This window comes from Nocardioides sp. GXQ0305 (assembly GCF_050880345.1).
Classification (GTDB): Bacteria; Actinomycetota; Actinomycetes; order Propionibacteriales; family Nocardioidaceae; genus Nocardioides.
This window is the reverse complement of record NZ_JBNYXG010000005.1, coordinates 215,454-241,203: the sequence shown is the minus strand read 5'-3', so window position 1 is coordinate 241,203 and position 25,750 is coordinate 215,454. Positions and strand designations below refer to the sequence as shown.

Annotated in this window: 24 protein-coding genes and 1 pseudogene; 9 read left to right on the top strand and 16 right to left on the bottom strand. The window is 72.0% G+C overall.

Annotation, left to right across the window (positions count from 1 at the left end; genetic code table 11):
• Positions 1 to 50: 50 nt before the first annotated feature.
• Genes ACQ1X7_RS14890 through ddaH form a run of 3 tightly spaced genes read left to right on the top strand, consistent with a single transcriptional unit; the run spans position 51 to position 2,677 of the window.
• Positions 51 to 524, top strand: a complete 474-nt coding sequence (locus ACQ1X7_RS14890) for an Lrp/AsnC family transcriptional regulator (RefSeq protein ID WP_432478995.1) — start codon at positions 51 to 53, stop codon at positions 522 to 524.
• The gene (locus ACQ1X7_RS14885; protein ID WP_432478994.1) at positions 509 to 1,888 is read left to right on the top strand and encodes an NAD(P)/FAD-dependent oxidoreductase; all 1,380 of its coding nucleotides are present in this window, start codon (positions 509 to 511) and stop codon (positions 1,886 to 1,888) included. Before ACQ1X7_RS14890 ends, ACQ1X7_RS14885 begins: the two co-directional genes overlap by 16 nt.
• A gap of 30 nt (positions 1,889 to 1,918) precedes the next feature.
• The gene (gene ddaH / locus ACQ1X7_RS14880) at positions 1,919 to 2,677 is read left to right on the top strand and encodes a dimethylargininase (protein WP_432478993.1); all 759 of its coding nucleotides are present in this window, start codon (positions 1,919 to 1,921) and stop codon (positions 2,675 to 2,677) included.
• A 3-nt stretch (positions 2,678 to 2,680) separates the two neighbouring features.
• Here the strand turns inward: ddaH and ACQ1X7_RS14875 are convergent, their stop codons facing one another.
• Positions 2,681 to 4,117 carry a M1 family metallopeptidase gene (locus tag ACQ1X7_RS14875; RefSeq protein ID WP_432478992.1) on the bottom strand — a complete coding sequence of 479 codons (1,437 nt, stop codon included), beginning with the start codon at positions 4,115 to 4,117 and terminating at the stop codon, positions 2,681 to 2,683.
• A gap of 98 nt (positions 4,118 to 4,215) precedes the next feature.
• On the opposite strand from ACQ1X7_RS14875, the gene ACQ1X7_RS14870 reads away from it, so the two are divergent.
• The 5 genes from ACQ1X7_RS14870 to ACQ1X7_RS14850 all read left to right on the top strand — a co-directional run bounded on the left by ACQ1X7_RS14870 (position 4,216) and on the right by ACQ1X7_RS14850 (position 10,859).
• Complete coding sequence (locus ACQ1X7_RS14870) at positions 4,216 to 5,556, top strand: rhodanese-like domain-containing protein (RefSeq protein ID WP_432478991.1); 1,341 nt, start codon at positions 4,216 to 4,218, stop codon at positions 5,554 to 5,556.
• 366 nt (positions 5,557 to 5,922) lie between these two features.
• Positions 5,923 to 6,789, top strand: coding sequence for a serine protein kinase RIO (locus tag ACQ1X7_RS14865; RefSeq protein WP_432478990.1), 867 nt, complete (start codon positions 5,923 to 5,925; stop codon positions 6,787 to 6,789).
• 93 nt (positions 6,790 to 6,882) lie between these two features.
• The gene (locus ACQ1X7_RS14860) at positions 6,883 to 8,268 is read left to right on the top strand and encodes a choice-of-anchor B family protein (RefSeq protein WP_432478989.1); all 1,386 of its coding nucleotides are present in this window, start codon (positions 6,883 to 6,885) and stop codon (positions 8,266 to 8,268) included.
• A 90-nt stretch (positions 8,269 to 8,358) separates the two neighbouring features.
• Complete coding sequence (locus tag ACQ1X7_RS14855; RefSeq protein ID WP_432478988.1) at positions 8,359 to 9,726, top strand: hypothetical protein; 1,368 nt, start codon at positions 8,359 to 8,361, stop codon at positions 9,724 to 9,726.
• Positions 9,727 to 9,779: 53 nt separating this feature from the next.
• Complete coding sequence (locus tag ACQ1X7_RS14850) at positions 9,780 to 10,859, top strand: LOG family protein (protein WP_432478987.1); 1,080 nt, start codon at positions 9,780 to 9,782, stop codon at positions 10,857 to 10,859.
• Between the two features lie 10 nt (positions 10,860 to 10,869).
• Here the strand turns inward: ACQ1X7_RS14850 and rlmN are convergent, their stop codons facing one another.
• From rlmN to rpsB, 7 genes and pseudogenes are all read right to left on the bottom strand, one after another.
• Complete coding sequence (gene rlmN / locus ACQ1X7_RS14845) at positions 10,870 to 12,006, bottom strand: 23S rRNA (adenine(2503)-C(2))-methyltransferase RlmN (RefSeq protein ID WP_432478986.1); 1,137 nt, start codon at positions 12,004 to 12,006, stop codon at positions 10,870 to 10,872.
• Between the two features lie 56 nt (positions 12,007 to 12,062).
• Positions 12,063 to 12,437 carry a hypothetical protein gene (locus tag ACQ1X7_RS14840; protein WP_432478985.1) on the bottom strand — a complete coding sequence of 125 codons (375 nt, stop codon included), beginning with the start codon at positions 12,435 to 12,437 and terminating at the stop codon, positions 12,063 to 12,065.
• Positions 12,438 to 12,521: 84 nt separating this feature from the next.
• On the bottom strand, positions 12,522 to 13,385 hold the full coding sequence (locus tag ACQ1X7_RS14835) for a phosphatidate cytidylyltransferase (RefSeq protein WP_432478984.1): 864 nt from the start codon (positions 13,383 to 13,385) through the stop codon (positions 12,522 to 12,524).
• Positions 13,386 to 13,940 carry a ribosome recycling factor gene (frr, locus tag ACQ1X7_RS14830; protein WP_432479077.1) on the bottom strand — a complete coding sequence of 185 codons (555 nt, stop codon included), beginning with the start codon at positions 13,938 to 13,940 and terminating at the stop codon, positions 13,386 to 13,388. It abuts the gene before it with no gap.
• A gap of 36 nt (positions 13,941 to 13,976) precedes the next feature.
• Positions 13,977 to 14,681, bottom strand: coding sequence for a UMP kinase (pyrH, locus tag ACQ1X7_RS14825; RefSeq protein ID WP_432478983.1), 705 nt, complete (start codon positions 14,679 to 14,681; stop codon positions 13,977 to 13,979).
• A gap of 157 nt (positions 14,682 to 14,838) precedes the next feature.
• Positions 14,839 to 15,648: a translation elongation factor Ts gene (gene tsf / locus ACQ1X7_RS14820; RefSeq protein ID WP_432478982.1), complete on the bottom strand. Its 810-nt coding sequence runs from the start codon at positions 15,646 to 15,648 to the stop codon at positions 14,839 to 14,841.
• Positions 15,649 to 16,023: 375 nt separating this feature from the next.
• A pseudogene (rpsB, locus tag ACQ1X7_RS14815) lies at positions 16,024 to 16,947 on the bottom strand (30S ribosomal protein S2); the annotation flags it as partial.
• Positions 16,948 to 17,347: 400 nt separating this feature from the next.
• Between rpsB and ACQ1X7_RS14810 the strand changes: the two are divergent.
• Positions 17,348 to 17,947, top strand: a complete 600-nt coding sequence (locus ACQ1X7_RS14810; RefSeq protein WP_432478981.1) for a M23 family metallopeptidase — start codon at positions 17,348 to 17,350, stop codon at positions 17,945 to 17,947.
• Between the two features lie 4 nt (positions 17,948 to 17,951).
• Here ACQ1X7_RS14810 and ACQ1X7_RS14805 read toward each other — a convergent pair whose 3' ends face one another.
• The 8 genes from ACQ1X7_RS14805 to ACQ1X7_RS14770 all read right to left on the bottom strand — a co-directional run bounded on the left by ACQ1X7_RS14805 (position 17,952) and on the right by ACQ1X7_RS14770 (position 25,742).
• A complete protein-coding gene (locus tag ACQ1X7_RS14805) occupies positions 17,952 to 18,890 on the bottom strand; it encodes a tyrosine recombinase XerC (protein WP_432478980.1) in 939 nt (312 codons plus the stop codon).
• Positions 18,891 to 18,911: 21 nt separating this feature from the next.
• On the bottom strand, positions 18,912 to 20,057 hold the full coding sequence (dprA, locus tag ACQ1X7_RS14800; protein ID WP_432478979.1) for a DNA-processing protein DprA: 1,146 nt from the start codon (positions 20,055 to 20,057) through the stop codon (positions 18,912 to 18,914).
• Positions 20,054 to 21,643 (bottom strand): YifB family Mg chelatase-like AAA ATPase, encoded by a 1,590-nt coding sequence (locus ACQ1X7_RS14795; protein WP_432478978.1) that lies wholly within the window; start codon positions 21,641 to 21,643, stop codon positions 20,054 to 20,056. Before ACQ1X7_RS14795 ends, dprA begins: the two co-directional genes overlap by 4 nt.
• Positions 21,643 to 22,014 carry a YraN family protein gene (locus ACQ1X7_RS14790; RefSeq protein ID WP_432478977.1) on the bottom strand — a complete coding sequence of 124 codons (372 nt, stop codon included), beginning with the start codon at positions 22,012 to 22,014 and terminating at the stop codon, positions 21,643 to 21,645. The genes ACQ1X7_RS14795 and ACQ1X7_RS14790 overlap by 1 nt, the downstream gene beginning before the upstream one ends.
• A 119-nt stretch (positions 22,015 to 22,133) precedes the next feature.
• A complete protein-coding gene (locus tag ACQ1X7_RS14785) occupies positions 22,134 to 23,972 on the bottom strand; it encodes a pilus assembly protein TadG-related protein (RefSeq protein WP_432478976.1) in 1,839 nt (612 codons plus the stop codon).
• Positions 23,969 to 24,637 (bottom strand): TadE/TadG family type IV pilus assembly protein, encoded by a 669-nt coding sequence (locus ACQ1X7_RS14780; protein WP_432478975.1) that lies wholly within the window; start codon positions 24,635 to 24,637, stop codon positions 23,969 to 23,971. The genes ACQ1X7_RS14785 and ACQ1X7_RS14780 overlap by 4 nt, the downstream gene beginning before the upstream one ends.
• 74 nt (positions 24,638 to 24,711) lie before the next feature.
• Positions 24,712 to 25,020, bottom strand: a complete 309-nt coding sequence (locus ACQ1X7_RS14775; RefSeq protein WP_432478974.1) for a DUF2469 domain-containing protein — start codon at positions 25,018 to 25,020, stop codon at positions 24,712 to 24,714.
• The gene (locus ACQ1X7_RS14770; RefSeq protein WP_432478973.1) at positions 25,017 to 25,742 is read right to left on the bottom strand and encodes a ribonuclease HII; all 726 of its coding nucleotides are present in this window, start codon (positions 25,740 to 25,742) and stop codon (positions 25,017 to 25,019) included. The genes ACQ1X7_RS14775 and ACQ1X7_RS14770 overlap by 4 nt, the downstream gene beginning before the upstream one ends.
• Positions 25,743 to 25,750: the final 8 nt, after the last annotated feature.

Sequence of the window (25,750 nt, the reverse complement as noted above, 5' to 3'; positions counted from 1 at the left end):
CGTTACCTCGCTGTGGCCCACGAGTTGGTTTCTGTGGAACCATGCGCGCCATGGGCCGCAGGCAGGAGCGCAACGGGGCGGTGCTCGACGACGTCGCGAAGGCCATCATCGAGCAGCTGCAGCAGGACGGACGTCGTTCCTACGCGGCGATCGGCAAGGAGGTCGGCCTGTCGGAGGCCGCCGTCCGACAGCGGGTCCAGAGACTCATCGAGAACGGCGTGATGCAGGTGGTCGCGGTCACCGACCCGCTCCAGCTGGGCTTCGCCCGGCAGGCCATGGTCGGCATCGAGGTGAAGGGGCCGCTGGAGCCGGTGGCCGACGCCCTGGCCGCGATGGAGGAGGTCGACTACGTGGTGATCACCGCGGGCTCCTACGACGTGCTGGCCGAGGTGGTCTGCGAGAGCGACGAGGCCCTCCTGCAGCTGATCTCGGAGAAGATCCGCAGCATCGAGGGGATCACCCGGACCGAGACGTTCATGTACCTGACGCTGCGCAAGCAGACCTACTCGTGGGGTGTGCGCTGAGGCACTCCGGCTCGCTCTGGGCTGACACCGCTCCGGCCGCGGCGACGTACGCCGCCCTCCCCGGTGACACCTCGGTGGACGTCGCGGTCGTCGGCGCGGGCTTCACCGGCCTGTGGACCGCCTACTACCTCGCCCGCACCGACCCCTCGCTGCGGATCGCCGTGCTGGAGGCGGACACCGTCGGCTTCGGCGCCTCCGGCCGCAACGGCGGCTGGTGCTCCGCGCTGTTCCCGGCCTCGCTCGACAAGCTGGCCCGGCTGGGCGGCCACGACGCCGCGCTCGCCCTGGACACCGCCATGCGCGAGGCCGTGGACGAGGTCGCGCGGGTGGCGGAGGACGAGGGCATCGACGCGCAGCTCGCCAAGGGCGGGACGATCGCGCTGGTCCGCAACCGCGCACAGCTCGCCCGGGCCCGGGACGAGGTCGACCACGCCCGTCGCTGGGGCCTCGGCGAGGAGCGGCTCCGGCTGCTGGACGCGACCGGGGCGTGCGAGCGGCTCGCCGGGACGCGGACGCTGGCCGGGCTCTACACACCCGACTGCGCCGCGATCCACCCGCTCCGGCTGGCCCGCGGCCTCGCCGCCGCCGTGGCCGCCCGCGGTGTCCGCGTCCACGAGCACACGCGGGTCACGCGGATCTCTCCCGGCCGGGTCGACACCGCGGCCGGGACGGTGCGGGCGGGGACGGTCGTGCGGGCGACCGAGGGCTACACCGCGGGCCTGGTCGGCGAGCGCCGGACCCTGGCCCCGGTCTACTCGCTCGTGATCGCGACCGAGCCGCTGTCCGCGGAGACCTGGGCGCAGATCGGCCTGGCGCGGCGGGAGACGTTCACCGACCTGCGCCACCTGATCATCTACGGCCAGCGCACCGCCGACGACCGGCTGGTCTTCGGCGGCCGCGGGGCGCCGTACCACTTCGGGTCGCGGGTCTCCCCCGGGTTCGAGCACGAGGGGAGCGTCTTCGCCGCGCTGCGCGCGACGCTCGTCGACCTGCTGCCGGTGCTGCACGACGTCCGGGTCACCCATACGTGGGGCGGTGCCCTGGGCATCCCGCGCGACTGGTGCGCCTCGGTGGGCCTCGACCGGGCCACCGGCCTGGGCTGGGCCGGCGGCTACGTCGGCGACGGGGTGACGACGACCAACCTGGCGGGCCGCACGCTCCGTGACCTGATCCTCGAGCGCGACACCGCGCTGACGACGCTGCCCTGGGTCGGGCATCGCTCCCGCCGCTGGGAGCCCGAGCCGCTGCGCTGGCTCGGCATCAACACCGGGCTCCGGGCGATGGCGTTCGCCGACGCCGAGGAGCGGCTGACCCGACGCCCGAGCGTGGTGGCACGTGCGGTACAGCCCCTCATCGGGGGTTGAAACCTCCGGCAGCAGGGCCATGCTGGGTCCATGCCACGCGCACTCGTCCGACGACCGGGCCCCCGTCTCGCCGACGGACTGCTGACCCACCTCGAACGCACGCCGGTCGACGTCGACCTCGCCCAGCGGCAGTGGGCGGCGTACGTCGACGCGTTGCGGGCCGAGGGCTGGGAGACGGTGGAGGTGCCCGCGGCCGACGACTGTCCGGACGCGGTCTTCGTCGAGGACACGGTGGTCGTCTACGGCGACCTCGCCGTGATCACCCGGCCCGGCGCCGACGAACGGCGTCCGGAGACGGCGGCCACCGAGGAGACCTTGCGCGACCTCGGGTTCCGGATCGCCCGGATCGAGCCGCCGGGGACCCTCGACGGCGGCGACGTCCTCAAGTACGGCGGCACCGTGTGGGTGGGGCTCGGCGGCCGGACCGACCGCGACGGGGCCGACCAGCTCGCCGGACACCTCGGTCCGCTCGGTGCCCGGGTGGTGCCGGTCCCGGTCACGAAGGTGCTGCACCTCAAGACCGCGGTCACCGCGCTGCCCGACGGGACGGTGGTCGGACACGAGCCCCTGGTCGACGACCCGACCGTCTGGGAACCGTTCCTGCCCGTGCCCGAGGAGTCCGGCGCCCACGTCGTGCTGCTCGGCGGCGACACGGTGCTCATGGCCAGCGACGCGCCGCTCACCCGGGCGCTGTTCGAGGAGCGGGGGCTGCGGGTCGTGGCCGTCGACATCTCCGAGTTCGAGAAGCTCGAGGGCTGCGTGACCTGCCTGTCGGTGCGGCTGCGCTGAGCGTTACGGGACCACAAGCCCGTTCTCGACGGTGCGTTCGGGCCGGGTCCTGCTGTGGATCCAGGCGTCGAAGAAGCCGTCGAGGTCCTCGTCACTGACGTCCTCGGCCATCTGCTCGAACTCCGCGGTCGTGGCGGTGCCGTTCTCGTGCTCGCTGACCCACTGCCGGAGCAGGGTCCAGAACTCGTCGTCGCCGATCCGGTTGCGCAGCGCCTGGAGGGTCATCCCGCCGCGGTAGTAGACGGCGCCGGCGAAGATCCGGGAGGCGCCCGGGTCGGCGATCTCGACCTTCCAGAACCCGCTGCGGGGGCCGCGCCGCTCCCACTGCCGCTGCAGCCACGCCCCGGGGTCCAGGTCGCGGTTGAGCTCGCGGTGGCGGACCTCCATGAACGTCGCCGGCCCCTCGTTGAGCCAGATGTCGCTCCACCGCTCGATCGCCACCGAGTCGCCGAACCACTGGTGGGCCTGCTCGTGGACGACGAGCCAGTCCCAGTTCCCGCCGCCGACCCAGAAGTACGTCGGGATCGTCTGGTTCTCGAGCGCGAACCCGACCGGGAGGCTGGTCACCAGTCCGCCGGCAGCGGAGAACGGGTAGGCGCCGAGGTCCTGCTGCAGCTCACGGAGCAGCGCCGGCGTACGACGGAGCATCCGCAGGCTGGCCCGGTAGCGGGAGCCGGACAGCCGCTTCGACACGGCGAGGCGCACGGGCAGGTCGCCGACCTGTCGGCGTACGACGTGGAAGGGACCGGCCGCGAACATCGCGAGGTAGGTCGCCATCGGCTCGTCGGCCCGCCAGTGGTGGGTGGTCAGACGGCCCCGGCGCTCGCGGTTGACCGGCGACCCGTTGGCGAGCACCGTCTTGCCGCGCGGGACCGTGATCGAGATGTCCATCCGCGCCTTGTCGGAGGGGTGGTCGTTGGAGGGGAACCACCAGGGCGCCATGTGGGGCTGGTTCATCGCCACCACCTCGTGGTCGTCGGCGAGCCAGTTGCTCTCCCCGGCGTAGGAGTACCGACCTGGACGTCCTGAGTAGGACACCCACACCGTGAAGCGCTGGCCATCGGTGAGCGGCTCGTCGGGCACGATCCGGAGCTCGTGCCGCCGCGGGCGCGACACCCGGGCGCGCTCGCCGTCGACACGGACCTCCCGCACCGGCAGCAGGAAGTCGAGGTGGAACGACGAGAGGTCCCGGGTGGCGACCACCGTCAACCTGGTCCGGCCGGAGAGCTCGCCGCTCCCGAACCGGTAGCGGTCGTGGACGGCGTAGCGCCGGACGTCGATGCCGCGGTTGCCGTCGATCGGGAAGTAGTCGTCGCCGATGCCCGGGCCGCCGGGTGCGGGTGCGGAGCTCGCCGCCGGGGCGACGAGGACGGCCGCCACGACGGTCGCGAGGACGGTCGCGAGCAGGGCGACCAGCGCGGCTCGGGCCTGTGTGATCACGGCCACGAATCTAACCGACACGGCGTGGGTGGTTGGACAAGGTCCGGGTCATGTGGTCAAACTCTACTGACTTACTATTCTTAGATGCAGGAGTGCCCGTGCGGATCGTGACCATCCCCCTCCCCCAGCTCGGCAACCGTTGCCACCTGCTCCACGACGGCAGCCACGGCGTCGTCGTCGACCCGCCACGAGACCACGCCGTGGTCGAGAGCGCGGTGGAGGAGGCCGGGGTGGTCCTGGCAGCCGTCGCGGACACCCACGTCCACAACGACCACGTGTCGGGAGCGCCCGGCCTGGCTCGTCGGCACCGGATCGACTACCTGGTCTCGGCGTCGGAGACCCTGGCGGTGCCCCACACCGGGGTCCGCGGAGGCGACGTGGTCGAGCTCGGCCACCTGCAGCTCGAGGTGCTGCACGCCCCGGGCCACACCGAGCACCACCAGGCGTTCCTCGTCGGCGACGTCACCGGGCCGGCCGCCCTGCTCTCCGGAGGCAGCCTGCTCCACGGGACCGTCGGTCGCACCGACCTGGTGTCCCCCGCCCGGACCGCCGACCTGGCCCGGGCGCAGTGGTCGACCGCGCGCCGGCTCGCGGAGCTGCCACGGAGCACGGTGCTGCTGCCCACCCACGGGTTCGGCAGCTTCTGCGCGAGCGGGGTCGCGGACCAGAACGACGAGGGCACGGTCGGGGACGAGCACCTCGTCAACCCGGCCCTCGCGCTGGACCTCGACACCTTCGTCTCCGACCTGCTGGCGGGCTACGGACCGGTGCCCTCCTACTACCGGCACATGGCCGACCTCAACCGGGCGGGCGCGGGGGACTCGCCCGGCAGGCCGGCCGTGCCGGTCACCGTCGAGGGGGTCACCGATGCCGTGCTCGCCGGACAGTGGGTGATCGACGTACGCCGACGCCCGGCGTACGCCGCCGGGCACTTCGCCGGCAGCCTGAACGTCGAGCACGGCGACCAGTTCGCGACGTACGTCGGGTGGCTGGTGCCGTGGCAGGACGACATCGTGCTGCTCGCGGACGACCGGACCCGGCTCGAGGACGCGGTCACCGACCTCGCGGCCATCGGCATCGAGGGGGTGGGGTCTCACCTGCTCGCGCCGGAGACCATGCTGCCCGCGCGACACCGGCGGGTGACGTGGGAGACGCTGCGCGAGCTCGACGAGGCCCCGACGCTGCTCGACGTGCGTCGCCACGACGAGTTCGACTCCGGCGCGGTGCACGGCGCGCGCCACGTGCCGCTGCACGAGCTCGAGGACAGGATGGACGAGCTGCCTGCGGGCGAGATCTGGGTCTACTGCCGCTCGGGATTCCGCGCCGGCATCGCCGCCAGCCTGCTCCAGCGCGCGGGACACCCCGTCGTCCACGTCGACGACGACCTCTCGCGCGCCGCCGAGCTGCAGCTCCCCGTACGCGGCGTCGTCGCCGCCTGAGCCCACCCACGTCCCGCGCGACGGAAGGAGCCGCCGGCCACTGACAGCGCCACTTCGCAACCTGGTCCGGGCGAGAACTCCCGGGCCGGGGCCGGCCCTCACGCAGGGCAGCACCGAGGGCTCCCCCGACAACAGAGGGGGCGGTGCTCGTGGGCACGAGCGCGGGGAACGCTCGCCTGCCCGGCTCCGGCCCGGGAACTGACACCCGGGTGCGACAAATCGCTTGCCGTCGCGCGGCCCCACCGTCACCATGGTGGGGCCGCGCGGCGTTCCGCCGTGGTGTGCTCGACGAGAGGAGGCGTGTCGTGACGACCACTGTCGTTGGCCTGTCCGCAGACCACACCCCTTCTCTCACCCGGAGCACCGTTGACCTTCCACGAGTCACTCTCTGACACCCACCCCTACGAGGGCATCGACCCTCGCTTCGTCTTCGACTTCCAGTCCTACGACGACCCCGACGACGAGTCGCAGCGCTGGACCACCTGGTACGACGTCGAGCCGCTGTGCCGCGGTCCCGAGCCACGCCCCGACTGGGTCGTGACCTCGCGCGGGGCGATCGACACCGAGCTCGGCGTCCTCAAGACCGGCAAGGAGGCCGACGTCTTCCTGCTCGAGCGCGCCGACCCCCACGTCCCGGACTCGGGAGTCGTCATGGCCGCCAAGCGCTACCGCGGCGAGGAGCACCGCAGCTTCCACCGCTCCTCGGCCTACACCGAGGGCCGCAAGGTGCGCCGCTCCCGCGACAACCGGGCCATGGCCAAGAAGACCGCCCACGGCCGCGCCGTCGCCGCCGGCCAGTGGGCCTTCGCCGAGTGGTCGGCCCTGGTCCGCTGCCACGAGCTCGGGCTGCCGGTCCCCTACCCGGTCCAGATCGACGGCACCGAGCTGCTGATGGAGTGGATCACCGTCGACGGCGACTCGGCACCACGGCTGGCCCAGACCCGACCCGACGGCGAGCTGCTGGCGTCGTACTTCGACCAGCTGCGCGACGTGCTGGCCGAGCTGGCCCGGCACGGACTGGTCCACGGTGACCTGTCGCCGTACAACGTCCTGGCAGCCGGCGAGCGGCTGGTCGTGATCGATCTGCCCCAGATGGTCGACCTGGTCGGCAACCCCGCCGGGATGGACTTCCTGCTGCGCGACTGCACCAACGTGTGCCGCTGGTTCCGGGCCCGGGGGCTCGAGATCGACGAGCACGCGCTCTTCGGCGAGCTCGTCGCCCACGCGTTCTGACGGTGGCACCCGAGGGCGGACTGTGGCTAGGGTGTGAGGCGGCTCACGTATCTCGGGACCGGCCCGTGCTGCTGGGCTCGGGAGGCAGCGACCATGAAGGCACGACTCGGAGTCGCCGTGGTGACGGCACTCGCGGCGGCAGCGGTGGGCATCGGGGTGTCCTACGGCGGCGGAGACGACCGGAACAACAACCGGCACACCGCTGCGGGATCCGAACAGGCCAAGGAGTTCCGTGAGGTCGCGGGCCAGGACACCCGGGCGGCCAAGCGCGTCGACAGCACCGCCGAGAAGTGCAGGAACGGCCAGGCAGGTGAGTTCGAGTGTGACGGCATCGACATGCTCAGCCACGTCCCGCGGGAGGACCTCGGGCTCAGCTTCGTCAACGACATCTGGGGCTGGAGCGACCAGGTCCGCGGCAAGGGCAAGGGCAAGGGCGGGACCCACCACTACGCCCTGATCGGCGGCACCGAGGGCACCGTGTTCGTCGACATCACCAAGCCGAAGCGCCCTGACATCATCGGGACGCTGCCCAGCAACTCGCTCGAGGGCGGTGGGTTCTGGCGCGACATCAAGGTGTACGACGACCACGCCTTCATCGTGTCCGAGCACGACGGCCACCAGATGCAGGTCTTCGACCTCACCCAGCTGCGCGGTGTCACCGGCGCACCGGTGACGTTCGACGCCACGGCGGTCTACGACGTCGGCGGTGCCGGCAACACCCACAACCTGAACATCAACGAGGACACCGGGTACGCCTACCTCGTCGGCACCAGCACCTGCAACAGCGGGCTGCACATGGTCGACATCAACGACCCGGCCAACCCGGAGTTCGCCGGCTGCTTCGAGGACCACGGCTACATCCACGACGCCCAGTGCGTGATCTACAAGGGCCCGGACCGCGAGCACCGGGGCCGGGAGATCTGCTTCAACGCGAACGCAGAGTTCGTCGGGCCTACCATCGAAGACATCGAGAACACGCTCTCGATCGTGGACGTCACCGACAAGGAGAACCCCGAGCCGCTCTCGCGGGTGTTCTACGGCGAGGACGGCTACAGCCACCAGGGGTGGACGGACTCCAAGCAGGAGTTCTACATCCACGGTGACGAGCTCGACGAGGACCTGCGGGGCATCAACACCCGCACCCGGGTCTGGGACGTCCGCGACCTCGACGACCCGTCGGTGGCTGGGGTCTTCACCAACGAGACAACCTCGATCGACCACAACCTCTACACGAAGAGCGGGAAGTCCTACCACTCCAACTACACCTCCGGGCTGCGGATCTACGACAACAGCCGGCTCGACCAGGGCAAGTTGTCCGAGGTCGCGTACTTCGACCTCTACCCGGAGAACGACGCCCCGACGTTCGAGGGCGGGACGTGGAGCAACTACCCGTACTTCAAGGGCGAGAGGTTCGTGGCGGTGAGCTCGATCGACCGGGGCCTGTTCGTGCTCAAGCCGACGGGCTCCTCGCGCGGGTAGCCGAGACCCGGCGCCGACCACGTCACGCGGCCCGTAGGAGGATCCTCTCCTACGGGCCGTGGCCTGTCGGCCGACGTGGCCGACCCACCGGTGACCCAGCCAGGAGGAGCCCTGTCCGACCAGTCCGTCCTCGCCCACGGCATCGGTGGCGCGAAGGACCTGCCCATCCCGCTGTCGTTCATGCTGGTGGGGGCGGCCGTCGCCCTGGTGGTCTCCTTCGTCGTGCTGGCCTTCGCCTGGCGGACGCCCCGGCTGGACGGCGCGCACGCCGGCCGGGAGCTGCCGGTGTGGGTCGGCGACGCCGTGGACTCGGCCTGGGTGCACTGGCCGCTGCGCCTGTTCGGGCTGGCGGTCACGGCCTACACGGGCTGGGCGGCGCTGGCAGGCGTGGACGCGGCGGCGAACCCGACCCTGGGCGTGTTCTACATCTACCTGTGGGTGGGTCTGGTCCCGCTGTCGCTGGCGCTCGGCAACGTGTGGCCTCTCCTCTCCCCCGTCCGGACCCTCCACGAGGTGACCTCCCGTCTGCTCGGCAGCCCAGCCGACCGGGGCATGCTGGGCTACCCGGCCTGGCTCGGCCACTGGCCCGCCGCCCTCGGCTTGTTCGCGTTCGTGTGGACCGAGCTGGTGAGCCCCGACGCCGAGCTGGTCACGACCGTCGTGCGGTGGTTCCTCGTGTACGCCGGGGTGATGCTCGTCGGGGCCGCCGTCTTCGGCGACACGTTCCTGGCCCGGGCCGATCCGTTCGAGGTGTGGTTCGGCCTGGTGGCCCGGCTCTCACCGTGGGGCCGTCGCCCGGACGCGCAGGGACGCCACCGGGTGGTGCTGCGCAACCCGCTCCAGAGCCTCGACACCGTCCAGCCCACTCCCGGCCTGCTCGCCCTGGTCGCGGTCCTGCTGGGGTCGACGGCGTACGACAGCTTCAGCACCTCGATCTACTGGCTGCGGGTGACCGCCACCCCGGGATCACTCGACCCGACGCTGCGGGAGTCGATGGTGCTCCTCGGCTTCATCGCCTTCGTGCTGCTCACCTTCACCGGCGCCTGCTACATCGGCGCCGGCCTCCCCTGGCGCGAGCGACGCCTGCTCCCTCGGCTGCTCGCCCACTCGCTCGTGCCGATCGGTGTCGGCTACGTCTTCGCCCACTACCTCACCCTGCTCCTCGAGTCGGGCCAGGCCTACCTCGTCTTCCTCTCCGACCCCCTGGTGACCGGTGAGGCCGACTACCTCGGCACCGGCTCCTGGACCGTGGTCTACTTCCTCTCCACGCGGGCCGAGCTGCTCGCCGTCCTCAAGGTCGGCTTCGTGCTGCTCGGGCACGTCGTGGCCGTGGTCGCGGCCCACGACCGGGCCGTGAGGGTGCTGCCCGAAGGCCACCGAATGTCGGGGCAGGTCGGGATGCTGGGCCTGATGCTGGTGTACACCGTGGGCGGCCTGCTCCTGCTGTTCAGCGCGTGAGGTCCGGGGCTCGGGTCCCCCTCCCGAGGGACGGCCGACCCTAGGCTGCCGCCATGAAGCACCGCCGTGGCCGGGTCGTGGAGGTCGACGACCTCGACGACTTCGACCGGCGGCTCGATGCGGGCGCCCTCGACCTGGCCGGCTGGCGGTGCCGGTCGCTGGACCTGCGCGACCGCGGATCCCGGCTCCGGTCGTGCCGTGTCGCCGGCGCGGTGTTCCTCGGCTGCCGGTTCGCTGACGGCGTCGAGGCCGACATCGAGGCGCGGGGGGCCGTCGTCTTCCCGACCCTGCCCGACGTCCCGCTGTCGACCTACCGGGGCGACCTCTACACCGCGTCGGAGCTGTACGGCGACGGCGACTACCCGGAGAGCCCGGACGCGCGGGCCTACGCGTGGACGCAGTCGGGTCTCGGCCCCGACGGGCTGCTCGCCGCGACCCTCCACGACCACGCGATCGACCGCGCACTCGCCCGCTGGCTCTCGGGCCGCTCGGTGGTGGGCGTCATGGGCGGCCACGCGCTCGCCCGTGGCACGGACGGCTACGGGGACGCCGCCCGTCTGGGCCGACTGCTCGGCGGGCGGCACGTCGTCGCCACCGGCGGCGGGCCCGGCGCGATGGAGGCGGCGAACCTCGGGGCACGGCTGGCGGGCGCGGGCGACGACGACGTGGCCCACGTGCTGGCCGCCGTGGCGCAGGTGCCGGACTACCGGGGTGACGTGGACGCGTGGGCGCGCGCGGGGCTGCGCGCCCTCCAGCACCTCCCCACGACCGACACGCTCGGCGTCCCGACGTGGCACTACGGGCACGAGCCGTCCAACGTGTTCGCCTCGGCGATCGCCAAGTACGTCCGCAACGCGGTGCGCGAGGCCGTGCTGCTCGACATCTGCGATGCCGGCATCGTCTTCCTGCCGGGGGCGGCGGGCACCGTCCAGGAGGTCTTCCAGGACGGGTGCGAGAACTACTACGCCGACCCCGCGTCGGTGGCGCCGATGGTGCTGGTCGGACGTCGCTACTGGACCGAGGAGCTGCCCGTCTGGCCGCTGCTGGAGCGGCTCGCCCGGGACCGCGCGATGTCGGGCCACGTCCACCTCGTCGACACGGTCACCGAGGCGGTCGGCGTCGTCGGCGGCTGACCGGGCGTCGTCAGGCGTCCGAGGCGGCGAGCTGGCCGCAGGCGCCGTCGATCTCGCGGCCGCGGGTGTCGCGCACGGTGGTCGGGATGCCGCGCGCCTCGAGCCGGCGTACGAACTCACGCTCGTCGGCCGGGTCGGAGGCGGTCCACTTCGATCCCGGCGTGGGGTTGAGCGGGATCAGGTTGACGTGGACCCAACCCCGGTCGCCCGCCGCGAGCAGCACGTCGGCCAGCAGCTCGGCCCGCCACGCCTGGTCGTTGATGCCCCGCATCATGGCGTACTCGATGGAGACCCGGCGCCGGGTGACCTGCGCGTAGTTCCACGCCGCGCCGACGGTCTCGGCGACCGAGAAGCGGGTGTTGATCGGGACCAGCTCGTTGCGCAGCTCGTCGTCGGGTGCGTGCAGGCTCAGGGCCAGCGTCACGGGGATGCCCTCGTCGGCGAGCTGGTGGATCCGGGGCACCAGCCCGACGGTCGAGACCGTCACGCCGCGGGCCGACATGCCGAGCCCGGCGGGGGTCGGGTCGGTGAGGCGACGTACGGCGCCGATCACGGCGCGGTAGTTGGCGAGTGGCTCGCCCATGCCCATGAACACGACGTTCGAGACCCGGCCGGGACCGCCGGGGACCTCGCCGCGGGCCAGCGACCGGGCGCCCGCGACGACCTGCTCGACGATCTCGGCGGTCGACATGTTGCGCTGCAGCCCACCCTGGCCGGTCGCGCAGAACGGGCAGGCCATGCCGCAGCCGGCCTGGCTGGACACGCACATCGTGGCCCGGCCGGGGTAGCGCATCAGCACCGACTCGACCAGGGCCCCGTCGAAGAGCTTCCACAGGGTCTTGCGGGTGGTGCCGCGATCGGCCTCGAGGGTGCGCAGCGGGGTCATCAGGGGCGGCAGCAGGGTCGCCACCAGGTCCTCGCGCTGCGAGGCCGGCAGGTCGGTCATCTGGGCCGGGTCGTCGACCAGGCGTCCGAAGTAGTGGGTCGAGAGCTGGCGGGCCCGGTAGGCGGGGAGGCCCGCGTCGGTCGCGGCCTCCGCGCGCTCGGCCTCGGTGAGGTCGGCGAGGTGCCGCGGCGGCTTCTTCCGGCCGCGCGGCTCGGCGAGGACGAGCGGCAGCGTCCTGGTGGGTTCGGTGCTCTCGGACATCGGTCGACGATTCTCCCACGCGCCGGCCGGGGCGCCGATTCGCCGACGAGCCGCGGTCAGCCCTGCTGCTGGCGGACCATCACGTAGAGGACCAGCGAGGCCACGGCCACGACCACGAGTGCGGTCAACGCCATGCCGATGACCATGTAGATCCCGAACCGGCGGGTGCGGGCGTTGGCGACCAGCACCGCGGGCACCACCAGCATGACCGCCACGATCGGGAACAGCCGCTCGGCGGTCTCGAAGGTGAACAGCAGCCGCAGCACCCCGATGAACCCGCCGGGGACCACCGTCACGAACAGCATCCCGGTGAAGAAGCCGGTGAGCGCGGTGAACGTCGGGTGGTCGCGGTGCCACCAGTCGGTCGACGACCCGGGTGTCTCGTCGACCATGCCGGCGGGTCCCGAGTCCTCGGTGGTCTCCGTGGTCATGCCCTCAACGGTACGCCGGGCCGGGCGGTCGGTCAGGCAGGCACCACCGGTGGGCTGGACCGCTGTGACGGGCGACACCGTCGCTCAGAAGACGGTGTAGTGCAGCAGCAGCCAGACCGGCGCGATCGTGGCCAGCAGGGAGTCGAGGCGGTCCATCAGCCCGCCGTGGCCGGGGATGACCTGGCTCATGTCCTTGACGCCGAGGTCGCGCTTGATGACCGACTCGCACAGGTCACCCAGGGTCGCCATGACGGCGGCGATGAGGCCCAGCACGACGCCGACCCACCAGGCGCCGTCGAGCAGCTGGACCACCAGCACGGTCCCGACCGCGACGCACGACACCACCGAGCCGGCCAGGCCCTCCCAGGACTTCTTCGGCGAGATCACCGGCGCCATGGGGTGCCGGCCGAACAGCACGCCGGCGGCGTACCCGCCGATGTCGGAGGCGATGGTGACCAGGATGAACACCAGGATCCCGCGGACCCCGTCGTCCCAGCGGTCGAAGTCGGTCGCGCCGCCCTCGGCGAGCAGCAGGGCGACGAAGGACCCGAGGAACGGCACGTAGACGAGGGTGAAGATCGATGCCGTGGCGGTCTCGACGTAGCCGGGTACGCCGCGCCGCAGCAGCCACAGCATGGTCACCAGGCCGGTGACCGCGGTGGCGGTGACCAGCGCGGGGGCACCCCAGAAGTAGGCCACCACGACCATCACGACGCCGCCGACCATCAGCGGCTGCTCGGGGAGGTCGATGTCGCGGGTCAGCAAGCCCTGCCGGAGCTCCCAGATCGCCACCACGACGGCAGCCGCGACGATGAGGAGGAACGCGGTCTTCCAGAACGCCAGCGAGGCGCCGATCGCGGCGAGCAGGACGGCTGCGGAGCCGATCGCCGCCGGGAGGTTGCGGCCGGCGCGACCGTGGTCCTTCGGCGGGGCGGGGGTGGAGGTCATCTAGACCTCCAGCAGCTCGGCTTCCTTGTGCTTGAGCAGCTCGTCGATCGCGTCGGTGTGCTTCTTCGTCGCACCGTCGAGCCGCTTCTCGGCACCGGTCACGTCGTCCTGCCCGACCTCGCCGTCGTGTCCCAGCTTCTCGAGGTGCTGCTTGGCGGTGCGGCGCAGGTTGCGGACCGCGACCCGCCCGTCCTCCGCCTTCGCGCGGGCCACCTTGATGTACTCCTTGCGGCGCTCCTCGGTGAGCTCGGGGAACACGCACCGCAGCACCTTGCCGTCGTTGGCGGGGTTGACGCCGAGGTCGGAGTCGCGGATCGCCTTCTCGATGTTGGCCATCGCGCCCATGTCGAACGGCGCCACGATGATGGTGCGCGCGTCCTGGGAGGTGAAGGAGGCCAGCTGCTGGAGCGGCGTCTGGGTGCCGTAGTAGTCGGCGGTGAGCTTGGCGAACATGGCCGGGTTGGCGCGCCCCGCCCGGATCGCTGCGAACTCCTCACGTGTCGCGTCGACCGACTTGTCCATCTTCTGGTCGGCCTCGGCGAGGATGTCGTTGATCACGGAACGCTCCTGTGTCTCAAGTTCTCACGCTGGTCAGCTGACCAGCGTGCCGATCTTCTCACCAGCCACGATCTTCGCGAGCGCGCCCTCCTCGGCGCCGAACACGATGAGCGGCATCTTGTTCTCCATGCAGAGGGCGAAGGCGGTGGCGTCGGCGGCCTTCAGTCCCTGCATCAACACGTCCTGGTAGCTGATCTCGTGGTACTTGGTGGCGGTCGGGTCGAGCTTGGGGTCCGCGGAGTAGAGGCCGTCGACACCCTGCTTGGCCATCAGGACCACCTCGCACTTGGTCTCCAGCGCCCGCTGGGCCGCGACGGTGTCGGTCGAGAAGAACGGCATCCCGGCGCCGGCGCCGAAGATCACCACCCGGCCCTTCTCCAGGTGGCGCATCGCGCGGCGCGGGATGTACGGCTCGGCGACCTGGCCCATCGCGATCGCGGTCTGGACCCGGGTCTCGATGCCCTCCTTCTCCAGGAAGTCCTGGAGCGCCAGGCAGTTCATCACCGTCCCGAGCATGCCCATGTAGTCGGCGCGCGCCCGGTCCATGCCGCGTTGCTGCATCTCCGCGCCGCGGAAGAAGTTGCCTCCGCCGACCACGATGCACACCCCCACGCCCTGCCGCGCGACCTCGGCGATCTCGCCCGCGATCGAGGCCACGACGTCGGGGTCGACGCCGACCTTGCCCCCACCGAAGACCTCGCCCGAGAGCTTGAGCAGGACACGCTTGTACCTGGTCACGCGGCTCCTTCCGCCGTCGCTGCCGACCTGCGCGACCCTACCTTGCTCGCGACGGCCCCCGTGAGCCGTCCTCCCGGGCTCTGGCGACCCAGCGCGCTCAACAGCACGGACCGGCCGGATCTGGTGATCCGGCCGGTCCGTGCGGGTGAGGTGCGCGTCAGGCGCCGACCTCGAAGCGTGCGAAGCGGCTCACGCTGGTGCCGGCCTCGTCGAGGACCGCCTGGACCGACTTCTTGCTCTCGGTCACCGACGGCTGCTCGAGGAGGACGACCTCCTTGAAGAAGCCGTTGAGCCGGCCCTCGGTGATCTTGGCGATGGCCTGCTCGGGCTTGCCCTCCTCGCGGGAGGTGGCCTCGGCGATCTCGCGCTCCTTGGCGACCTGGTCGGCGGGGACGTCGTCCCGGGTGAGGAACTTGGGACGCATCGCGGCGATCTGCATCGCGGCGCCCCGGGCACCCTGCTCGTCGCCGTCGTACTCGACCAGCACGCCGACAGCCGGAGGCAGGTCGGCCGCACGCTTGTGCATGTAGGAGACGACGTTGCCGCCGAAGTAGGCGACCCGGCCGAGCTCGATCTTCTCGCCGATCGTGATCGCGAGGCTCTCGACGACCTCGCCGACGGTCTTGCCGTCGAGCGCGACCGCCTTGAGCGCCTCGGTGTCGCCGGCCTGCGCCCGGGCGGCCGCCTCGGCGATCCGCTGCGCGGTGGCCACGAACTCGTCACCCTTGGCGACGAAGTCGGTCTCGCAGTTGAGCTCCACGAGCGCACCACCGGACGTGGCGACCAGCCCGGCCGAGGCCTCGCGCTCGGCACCGCGGGCCGCCATCTTCTTGCCCAGCTTGATCCGGATCAGCTCTGCGGCCTTGTCGAAGTCGCCGTCGGCCTCCTCGAGCGCCTTCTTGCAGTCCATCATCCCGGCGCCCGTGAGCTCCCGGAGCTTCTTGACGTCAGCGGCTGAGACAGCCATGTCGATCCTCTTCCCTCGTGCTCGTCAGTGGTGGTGATCCGTGCCGGGGCCCCACTCGGGCCCCGACCGGCGCAGGCCTCAGGCCTTCTCCTCGGCCTTCGCCTCGGCGTTGACGAAGCCGGCCGCCTCGGCGTCCTCGGCGGTGCGGAACCACACCTCGGCGTTGGTCCGGTCGTACCAGGGGCTCGACGGAGCGTGGAACTTCTTCGAGGACTTGTTGCCCTTGATCTCGAATCCGGCCGGCGCGTCACCACTCTCGAGGGGAGCAGCGGAGCCGGGGCCGAACTCGCCCTCGACACCCTCGACGGGGGCCGCGGGGGCCTCCGCCGTAGCGGTCTCGGTCGCAGCCGTCTCGGTCGCGGCCGTCTCGGTCGCGGCGGTCTCGGTCGGAGCCTCGGTGACGGCCTCCGCAGCGGCCTCGGCCGCCGGGGCCTCGGTCGCGGCACCGGTCGCTTCGGCAGCCGGGGTGTCCTCGGTAGCCGTGTCGCCGCCGGTCGCTGCGACGGCCGCCTTGTCGGCGTCGCCCTGCAGGAGCTCGCGCTCCCACTCGGCCAGCGGCTCGTCAGTGGCGACGTCGTCGCCGGAGGCGGCGGTGTCGGACTTGGCGCCCGAACGGGCCATCAGGCCCTCGGCCACGGCGTCGGCGACCACCCGGGTGAGCAGGCCGACGGCGCGGATCGCGTCGTCGTTGCCCGGGATCGGGTAGTCGACGAGATCGGGGTCGCAGTTGGAATCGAGGATGCCGATGATCGGGATCCTCAGCTTGCGGGCCTCCTCGACGGCGAGGTGCTCCTTGTTGGTGTCCACGATCCACACGGCCGACGGGGTGCGCCCCATCTCACGGATACCGCCGAGCGACTTGTTGAGCTTGTCGCGCTCGCGACGCATCTGCAGCAGCTCCTTCTTGGTGCGGCTGCTGCTGGAGACGTCCTCGAAGTCGATCTCGTCGAGCTCCTTGAGGCGGTTGATCCGCTGGTGGACGGTCTGGAAGTTGGTGAGCATGCCGCCCAGCCAGCGCTGGTTGACGTAGGGCATCCCGACCCGGGTCGCCTGCTCCGCGATGGCCTCCTGGGCCTGCTTCTTGGTGCCGACGAACATCACGGTGCCGCCCTTGGCGACGGTCTCCTTGACGAAGGCGTAGCAGCGGTCGATGTAGGCCAGCGACTGCTGCAGGTCGATGATGTAGATGCCGTTGCGCTCGGTCATGATGAAGCGCTTCATCTTCGGGTTCCAGCGACGGGTCTGGTGCCCGAAGTGCACGCCGCTCTCGAGAAGCTGGCGCATGGTGACGACTGCCATGTGATCTCCTGTGGTCGCAGAGCGCTCTCCCCACGTGCCCGACCTTGGACAAATCGCTGCAGGTCGAGCGGGGTCACGCGCCGCATCGGGGTTTTCAGTTGCTGCCTCGGGCGGGTGCCGTCGGCCCTGACGCTCGCGCGCGACCCGACCCGACCGGTGTCGGGACCGAGGATCGACGCCCACGGGCGACCGGAGCCAGGGATGCACTCCGTCGTGGTCTGCGAACGTGCGAAGTCAGCCCGCACGGGGCTGCTCCGCACAGGATAGTCGACGTCCGCGCGGGGCCGCCAATCGACCGTGACCGGCCACGATGCGTCCACAGACAGGCGTGGGGACGGGGCCGTCCACAGCCCGCTCGGCGGGGCTCGGCACGGACGTCGGTGCGCCTGATGCTGACCGGGTGACGTCTCCTTCCCGCCTGTCCCTGTCGACCCTGGTCGCGCTCACCCTCGCACTGGTCCTCGCGCTCCCCGCGACCGCTGCGGTCGATCCGGTCGGCGAGTGGCCGCTGGAGCCACCCGAGGTGGTGGCGGGCTTCGATCCGCCGGAGACGACCTGGGGGGCGGGACACCGGGGTGTCGACCTCGCCGGCAGGCCCGGCCAGCCGGTGAGGACAGCGCTGGCCGGCCGGATCGCCTTCGTCGGCACGATCGCTGGTCGCCCGGTGGTGACGGTGAGCCACGGGGACACCCGCACCACCTACGAGCCGGTCACGACCTCACTCCCCCGCGGCACGCGGGTCGCGGCCGGCTCGGTCATCGGCAGCCTGGGGGTCACCGGCTCCCACTGCTTCCCGGCCGCCTGCCTGCACTGGGGCTGGCTCCGCGGCGAGACCTACCTCGATCCACTCAGGCTGGTCGGCGGCGGGCCGGTCCGACTGCTCCCGCTCGAAGGCCTCGGCCCGGCTCCCGGTGACCTCGGGTCGCAGACCGCGCTGCCACGCACCTCGCCGTACGCCGGGTGGGTCCCGCCGGCCACGGGGCTGCGGCTGTGGCCGTGACGTGTCAGGCCCGAGGGTGGGCCTGCTGGTAGGCCTTGCGCAGACGGTCGGTGCTCACGTGGGTGTAGAGCTGCGTGGTGGCGAGCGAGGCGTGGCCGAGCAGCTCCTGGACCGACCGCAGGTCGGCCCCACCCTCGAGGAGGTGGGTGGCAGCGGTGTGACGGAGCCCGTGGGGTCCGAGGTCGGGGGCGCCGGGGACGTCGGCGATGCGCCGGTGCACCAGGCTGCGGACGGCGCGCTGGTCGATGCGGCGGCCCCGGGCGCCGAGGAACAACGCCCCGCCGGCACCCTCGGCCAGGAGCGCGGCGCGTCCGTCGGCCAGCCAGCGGTCGAGGGCGCGTGCCGCGGGACGGCCGTAGGGCACGGTCCGCTCCTTGCGGCCCTTGCCGAGCACGCGCACCACCTGGCGCTCGCGGTCGAGGTCGTCGACGTCGAGTCCGACCAGCTCACCCACCCGGACCCCCGTCGCGTAGAGCAGCTCGAGCATCGCGACGTCGCGGAGCCCCACCGGTGAGCCGTCGTCGGCGAGCCGGGCGGCCGCCTCGACGAGGGCGCGGGCCTCGTCGGCCCTGAGGACCGACGGCAGGGTTCGGTGGGCCTTCGGGGAGCCCAGGCTGGCGCCCGGGTCGGCCGGCACCCGTCCCGTGCGGGCCAGCCAGGCGGTGAACACGCGGGCGGCCGTGGCTCGCCGGGCAAGCGTGGTCCGGGCCCGGCCCCGGGTCTGCTGATTGGCCAGCCAGCTGCGCAGCGTCCGGAGGTCCAGCTCGTCGAGCCGGGCCAGGCCGAGGCGGTGGGCGTGCTCGAGCATCGACTCCAGGTCGCCGAGATAGCTCCGGACGGTGTGCGAGGAGACGTCCCGCTCGGCGCGCAGGTGGCGCTCGTAGTCGCCCAGGGCTCGGACGAACTGCTCCGGGAGGGCCTCGGCCACGGGCTCCTCGGTCATGGGCCGATCGTAGGCGGCTCATCAGTCCGATCCGGGGAGCTCCGGGCGGGCGGTGTCCCCGAGTCGCCACCCACCGCCGTCGCCCACGACGTAGCCGCGTTCGGAGAGATAGCCGAGGGCTCGCTGTGCGTCGAGCAGCGCGATGCCGGCCGTCGCGGCGATCGAGTCGAGCCCGGCCGGCCTCCGGACCGGCACGGCCTCGAGCACCTGGCGGTGACGTCGGCTCAACCGGTCCCGGGCTCGTTCGGGGCCGCGGGGCACCTCGGCGAGGTGGTCACCCGCCGCCCCCACCATCTCCAGCACCTCGGCGGCACTGGTGACCAGCGTGGCCGCTCCGCTGCGGATCCGCTGGTGGACGCCCTGGGACGGGGCGCTGGTCACCGGGCCGGGCACTCCCATCAGCGGTCGGTGGAGGCTGGTCGCCCAGGTCGCCGTGTTGAGGGCGCCACTGCGGGCCGCGGCCTCGACGACGACGGTCCCGCAGGTGAGGCCGGCGATGAGCCGGTTGCGCGCCAGGAACCGGATCCGGAGCGGCGCACACCCCGGTGGCAGCTCGGAGACCACCGCCCCGACGGTCGCCATGTGGTCGATCAGGGTGCGGTGCTCGGCGGGGTAGGGCCGATCGACTCCGCAGGCGAGCACCGCGACCGAGGGGCCGTCGAGGGCCAGGGCTCCCCGGTGGGCTGCCTGGTCGATGCCGAAGGCCGCGCCGCTGACCAGGCACCGCCCGGCCCGGGCGACCCCTGCCCCCAGCTCGCGGGCGACGCCCTCGCCGTAGCTGGTGGCGGAGCGGGACCCGACCACGGCGACCGACTCGGCGACCTCGTCGAGGCGGAGGGGTCCGCGCACCCACAGGCCGAGGGGTGGACCGCCCAGCTCGGAGACCGGTGTGGCGCGGCCGAGGTCGTCGAGCTGGACCGGCCACTCCTGGTCGCCCGGGATGACGAACCGGATGCCGAGCCTGGCGGCCTGCTCGAGCTCGCGCTCCGGGTCGAGCCGGGCGAGCCTGCCCGAGGCGTCGGCCACCAGCTCGGCATCACCGCGGTGGCCGAGGACGTCGTCGTAGAGGCGGAGCGCCCCCACCTGGGCCAGCGCCCCCGCGACCCTGAGATCGGCCGGCTCGGTGAGGCGGCTCAGCGCCGCGCGGGCCAGCCGCTCGTCGGTCACGACGCCGCGCGCCGCAGCGCCGAGGACAGCAACGGCTCGCCGGTGCGGAGCCGCAGCGCCGTGCGGGTGTCGTCGACGGACGGCGCCGCTGCGCCCCTCAGGTCGGCGACCGTCCAGGCCATCCGGTGCACGCGGATCGCTCCCCGCCGACTCAGCTTGCCGTCGTACATCCGGTCGTCGACGACGGCCTGCGCCTCGGCCGTGAGCGGCCAGTCCTGCGCAAGCGCGGGACCCGGCGCCTGCCCGTTGAGGCGCCAGCTCCGGCCGGCGAAGCGCTCCTGCTGACGCGCCCGGGCAGCCGAGACCCGTTCGCGGACCGCGGCCGACGACTCGGGCGTCGCCCACCGGTCGCGAGCGTCGTGGGGACGCAGCGGCTCGAGGTGGCGGGTGATGTCGATCCGGTCGGTGATCGGGCCACGGACCCGGCGTCGGTAGTCCTGGCGCTGGACCTCGCGACAGCTGCACCGGTTGCCACCGGGATCGGCCCGGTAGTCGCCGCAGGGGCACGGGTTGGCGGCGAACACGACCAGCCCCCGGGCGGGGTAGGTCACCGCGTCGTCACCCCGCGCGATGGTCACCTCGCCGCTCTCGAGCGGCTGGCGGAGCGCGTCGATCACGTCGGTGCGCAGCAACGGGAACTCGTCGAGCAGCAACACCCCGCAGTGGGCGCGGCTCACCTCGCCGGGCCTCACCCGGCCCGATCCGCCACCCACGATGCTCGCCTTGCTGGCGTCGTGGTGCGGGGCCGAGAACGGTGGGCGGCTGATCAGCCGGTCGCCCTCCTCGAGGGCGCCGGCGAGGGAGTGGAGGGCGGTGACCTCGATCGACTCGTCGATGGTGAGGTCGGGCAGGATCGACGGGATCCGTTCCGCGAGGGTGGTCTTGCCGCACCCCTTGGGGCCGCTGAGCAGCAGGTGATGGCCTCCGGCGGCCGCCACCTCGGTCGCGAACCGGGCGTCGGCCATGCCGAGCACGTCGACCATGTCGACCTCGTCGAGCCGCTCCTGCCCCCGCCACGAGAGCAGGTGGCTGCCGGACATCGGGGCGACGGGTGGCGCCTCGGGGACCTCGCCCCCCTCGAGCTCGGCGACGACCTGCCCGAGGGAGCGGACGCCGAGGACCTCCACGTCGGGGACCAGTGCCGCCTCGTGGGCCTGGGGCTCGGGCACGAACACCCGCCGGTAGCCGCGCCGGGCGGCCGCGAGGGTCATCGGCAGCACCCCCGGCACGGACCGCAGGCCGCCGCTGAGGGTCAGCTCCCCGATGAACACCGACCCCTCCACCTCGGCCGCGGGCAGCCGGCCGTCCGCCTTGAGCACGGCCAGCGCGATGGCGAGGTCGAAGTGCGTGCCGCGCTTGGGCAGGTCGGCGGGCGAGAGCAGGATCGTGACCCGCTTGCTCGTGGGCCACGGCAGGTGGGTGTTGTGGACGGCCATCTGGCAGCGGTGGTGGGCCTGGTTGAGCGAGACGTCGCACCGGCCGACCATCGTCAGCCCTGCCTGGCCGGGCGAGACGTCGGCCTGGACGTCGACGAGGTGGCCGATCGCACCGTCGAGGGCGATCGTCGAGGTCACGGAGACGGGCATCAGCCGATCCCCCTCACGTGGTCGACCTCGGACCTCCCCTTGCGAGGGCGCAGCACCGCCACGAGGTCGACCCGGGTCTCGGGGGGACGGACCCCGTGGTCGTCGACCCAGCGCACCACCAGCCGTCGCAGTCGAGCGAGCTTGGCGTCGGTGATCGCCTCGTGGGGGGTGCCGTGGTCGAGGCTGGTGCGGGTCTTGACCTCGCACGCCACCAGGGTCGGTCCGTCCTTGAGCACCAGGTCGAGCTCGCCCTCGTCACACCGCCAGTTGCGGTCGAGCACCACCATGCCCTGGGCGACCAGGTGGTCGGCGGCGAGCCGCTCGCCGTAGCGCCCGAGGGCCTGGTGGTGGGTCATGGCCGTGTCCGTCATCGCAGGTGAACCTCCTGCGCGACACTCTGTCCGGAGCCCCCGACGTCAGGTCGGGCGTGGCGGGACACCTGTGGAGAAGTCCCGCCCGACGAGCGCTGTGGACGACTCGTGGTCGGCGGTCACTCGACCAGGCGGAGCGGGTCCCCGATGACCGCGGCGTCCCAGGTGGTCACGTCGTTGACCGTGCCGGTGCCGAAGCCCACCTGCACGCGGTACCAGCAGCCACCGGCGCTGGCGTAGTTGCAGGTGTAGTCGGCCGGCACCGGGATGTCGATCGTCTGCTGCTTCCCGTTGTTCCGGGAGACGCCGCCGGACTGGGTGAACGGTGCGGTGCAGTTGCTCAGAGTGATGGGCGAGGTGTCCGACCCGCCCGCGGAACCACCGAAGGAGCGGCAGTTGCCCGGGAACGGCGTGCTCGTGATGGACCCGGTCGCGTCGGTGGGAGGCAGCACCCTCACCGACCCGTTCGAGGCCGCGTCGCCGGCGTCGAAGTAGCTGAACCGGATGAACTGTCCCGCCGCACCCGGCAGCACCCTGATCAGGTTGAACGTCGGCGACGCCGTGTCGGCGTTCACGAAGATCGGCATGTGGTTGTAGCCGGACACCGAGACGTGGTCGGCCATGCCGCTGGCGGTCCGGGCCCGCATCGCGAACGAGTTGCTGCCGCCGCCCGTCGTGGTGTTCCCCGTGGTCGCGGCCACCGCGGTGTTGCCGCGGCAGACGTAGCCCGTGCAGCTGCCGCCTGCGCTCACGTTGGTGCGGACCTGCAGGTAGTAGTCGCCTGCCCGGGTCGGCCGGAAGGTGCAGAGGTCGGCCCAGTTGTGGAAGTAGGGCACCAGGTTGGCGTCGTAGCCGCTGCGGCCCTCCTTGAACGTGTTGGCCGAGACCGAGGAGCCGGTGTCGTCGCCCGTGTACTGGCGGATGCAGGGGGAGCCGGAGGTGTCGTTCTGGACCGGCGCCTCGGTCGGGTTCTGCGAGTCGACCTGCTGCCGGAGCACGAACGAGGTCGTCGGCACGTTGCGAGGGCTGGCACCCGGGTAGGAGTCACCGGTGCAGTAGAGCCGTGAGCTGGAGTGGTCGTCGGAGTAGCGGACCCGGCCGTCGGCGTTGGTGACGTAGGGGTTCATCATGGAGGAGTTGTTGTCGTAGCTGCCCGTGCCGGGCAGCTTCTCGCAGCGCTGGCCGACCTCGTAGAACGTCGGGTCGAACAGCTGGAGCGTGATGTCGGTGTTCACCGCGCTCGGCCGGACCTGCACCAGGAAGACGTACCCGAACTCGTCGTACTCGGTGTTGGTGAGTCCCGAGCAGCCGTCGACGCCGGAGTCCTCGCAGTTCTTGGTCTGGTAGCGGTCGCCCTGCACCTTGCCGGTCTGCGGCCCCTCCAGGGTCGCCCAGAACTGCGGGGTGGACGTGCAGTTCGAGAAGCTGCCCCGCACGGAGGTCGCGCCGTGCGGCGTCGCGGACGATCCAGTGCCCGACGGGGGCTCGTTGCCGAAGGTGTTGCACGGACTGCCCATCGGGGCGGGTCCCTGGTAGTCGGCGACCGCGGTGCGGCTGACGGTCGTGCTGTCGACGCCGAACATGGAGCCCCACGTGTTGCCCACGTCGGTGGTGATCGTCACCTCGAGCCGGCTCGGCAGGTCGCCCCGCCTCACGTCGACGGTGACGTCGGAGGCCAGGTCGTCGAAGCCGTTGCGTGCGGCCACCTGCCGTGCCCGCACACCGGCGTTGGTCAGGTCCTGGGGCAGGTAGGGGACGCCGGCCAGCGCGGCGGCGTCAGCGGCGCGCTGCACCTGCTCCATGCGGTTGTACCAGTTGCTGACGTCCACCGAGAACGCCGCGAGCACGAAGAAGGTGCCCGAGGCCAGGACCGCTGCGGTCAGGATCGCGGCGTACCCCTCCTCGGCGCGCTGCCTCCGGCGGCGCCAGGCACGTGAAGCTCTCTCTCCGACGTTCATTGGTGCTGGTTCGCCTTGCAGCTCTGGGTGGGCAGGGGCTCGAAGTTCATGGTCGTGTACTGCCGGAGGGTGATCCCGTCACCGAACAGCCCGGTCGTCATCGGGTGGGTCGCCTGCATCGCGACGCCCACCCGGTGCAGGGGTGCGGCGGCGGTGCCCGGGAAGCAGGCGCTGATCTGGGCAGAGGGCCAGGTACCGCTGGTGTAGCGGAACCGCCCGGTGGTCGCCGGGGCGGGGTCGGGCCGCCACGTGTACGTCACGCAGTTGGCCGCGCCCTGGCAGAGGTCATCGGTCGTGGCCATCTGGGTGGCCGTGCCGGGGAGCCCCCGGTCGTTCGCCTGGTAGACCGCGATCCGGTCGATGTTCTCGGCCGGCATGGCCGAGCCGGACCGCTGGATCGCGTCCGCTGCCATCTGGGCCAGGGCGGGCACGGTGTTCGGGGAGCACGGCGCCGTCGTGTCGCCGGTGCAGTCGACCGCCGGGCCGGCCGCGGCCCCGGTGGCGGCGACACGGGCGCCGGTCCGGGTGTTGGAGGTGACCACGGCGTAGTCACGCAGCAGGAACGCCATCTCGATCATGCCGAAGACGAGCAGCACCAGCAGCGGGGTGACCAGTGCTGCCTCGACAGCCGTCGCGCCCCGCTCGTCTCTCCTGCGTCTCCTCACCGGCCCAGCGTGATGGGTGGGCAGGTCCGCGGGGAGGCAACTCCGGAAAAGTGACCCGTTCTGACTACGCGGGTCTAGCCCTTCGGAGGGTCGATCTCCTGAGGCGAGAGCTCCTCGACGTTGACGTCCTTGAAGGTCAGCACCTTGACGTTGCGGGCGAACCGCGCAGGTCGGTACATGTCCCACACCCAGGCGTCGGTCATGGTCACCTCGAAGAACACGTCACCGGACTCGGTGCGCGCCTTCACGTCCACCTGGTTGCACAGGTAGAAGCGCCGGTCGGTCTCGACGACGTACTTGAAGATGCGGACGACGTCGCGGTACTCGCGGTAGAGCGTCAGCTCCATCTCGGTCTCGTACTTCTCGAGGTCCTCAGCGCTCATGACGTCTCCCTGTACGGCGTGTCGACCAGCTCCCCCACCGGCTCCTCATTCTGCACATCGGGCAGCGGCTCGAGGCCCGCGGCCCGCCGTACGTTCACGAAGCGCATCCGGTGCTCCGGGCAGGGCCCGTGGGCGGTCAGCGCCGCTGCGTGGACGTCGGTGATGTACCCCTTGTGGGTCTTGAAGTCGTACGCCGGGAACCGGTCGTGGAGGCCCGTCATGATCCGGTCCCGGGTCACCTTCGCCAGCACGCTGGCCGCCGAGATGCATGCCGCGACCCGGTCGCCCTTCCACACCGCGAGGCCGGGGACACCGAGCCCGTCGACGGGGAACCCGTCGGTCAGCACGTACGCCGGCGGCAGGTCGAGCAGCGCGACGGCCCGTCGCAGCGCCTCCACGTTGGCGACGTGCATGCCCAGCCGGTCGCACTCGTCCGACTCGATGACGACGACCGACCAGGCGAGCGCCCGTCTCACCACCTGCGCGTAGCAGCGCTCCCGTGCGCGCTCGGTGAGCAGCTTGGAGTCGGCGAGACCGGGGACGATCCCGGCGCGCCCCGCGGGCAGCACCGCGGCCGCCGCGACGAGGGGACCGGCGCAGGCGCCGCGGCCGGCCTCGTCGACACCGGCGACCGGGTCGATGCCGACCCGACGCAGGGCGCGCTCGTAGCCGTAGAGCCCGGCGTCACGCCGGACGGTGAGACCTCGGGGCAGGTGCGACACCGGAGCGT

Bases quoted from the DNA above. Each gene is read 5' to 3' on its own strand.
- ACQ1X7_RS14785 (WP_432478976.1), bottom strand. From the start codon at position 23,972: ATGAACGTCGGAGAGAGAGCTTCACGTGCCTGGCGCCGCCGGAGGCAG.
- ACQ1X7_RS14790 (WP_432478977.1), bottom strand. From the start codon at position 22,014: ATGACGGACACGGCCATGACCCACCACCAGGCCCTCGGGCGCTACGGC.
- ACQ1X7_RS14775 (WP_432478974.1), bottom strand. From the start codon at position 25,020: ATGAGCGCTGAGGACCTCGAGAAGTACGAGACCGAGATGGAGCTGACG.
- ACQ1X7_RS14850 (WP_432478987.1), top strand. From the start codon at position 9,780: ATGAAGCACCGCCGTGGCCGGGTCGTGGAGGTCGACGACCTCGACGAC.
- ACQ1X7_RS14795 (WP_432478978.1), bottom strand. From the start codon at position 21,643: ATGCCCGTCTCCGTGACCTCGACGATCGCCCTCGACGGTGCGATCGGC.
- ACQ1X7_RS14860 (WP_432478989.1), top strand. From the start codon at position 6,883: ATGAAGGCACGACTCGGAGTCGCCGTGGTGACGGCACTCGCGGCGGCA.
- ACQ1X7_RS14835 (WP_432478984.1), bottom strand. From the start codon at position 13,385: ATGACCTCCACCCCCGCCCCGCCGAAGGACCACGGTCGCGCCGGCCGC.
- tsf (WP_432478982.1), bottom strand. From the start codon at position 15,648: ATGGCTGTCTCAGCCGCTGACGTCAAGAAGCTCCGGGAGCTCACGGGC.
- ACQ1X7_RS14840 (WP_432478985.1), bottom strand. From the start codon at position 12,437: ATGACCACGGAGACCACCGAGGACTCGGGACCCGCCGGCATGGTCGAC.
- rlmN (WP_432478986.1), bottom strand. From the start codon at position 12,006: ATGTCCGAGAGCACCGAACCCACCAGGACGCTGCCGCTCGTCCTCGCC.
- ACQ1X7_RS14890 (WP_432478995.1), top strand. From the start codon at position 51: ATGGGCCGCAGGCAGGAGCGCAACGGGGCGGTGCTCGACGACGTCGCG.
- ACQ1X7_RS14805 (WP_432478980.1), bottom strand. From the start codon at position 18,890: ATGACCGAGGAGCCCGTGGCCGAGGCCCTCCCGGAGCAGTTCGTCCGA.
- ddaH (WP_432478993.1), top strand. From the start codon at position 1,919: ATGCCACGCGCACTCGTCCGACGACCGGGCCCCCGTCTCGCCGACGGA.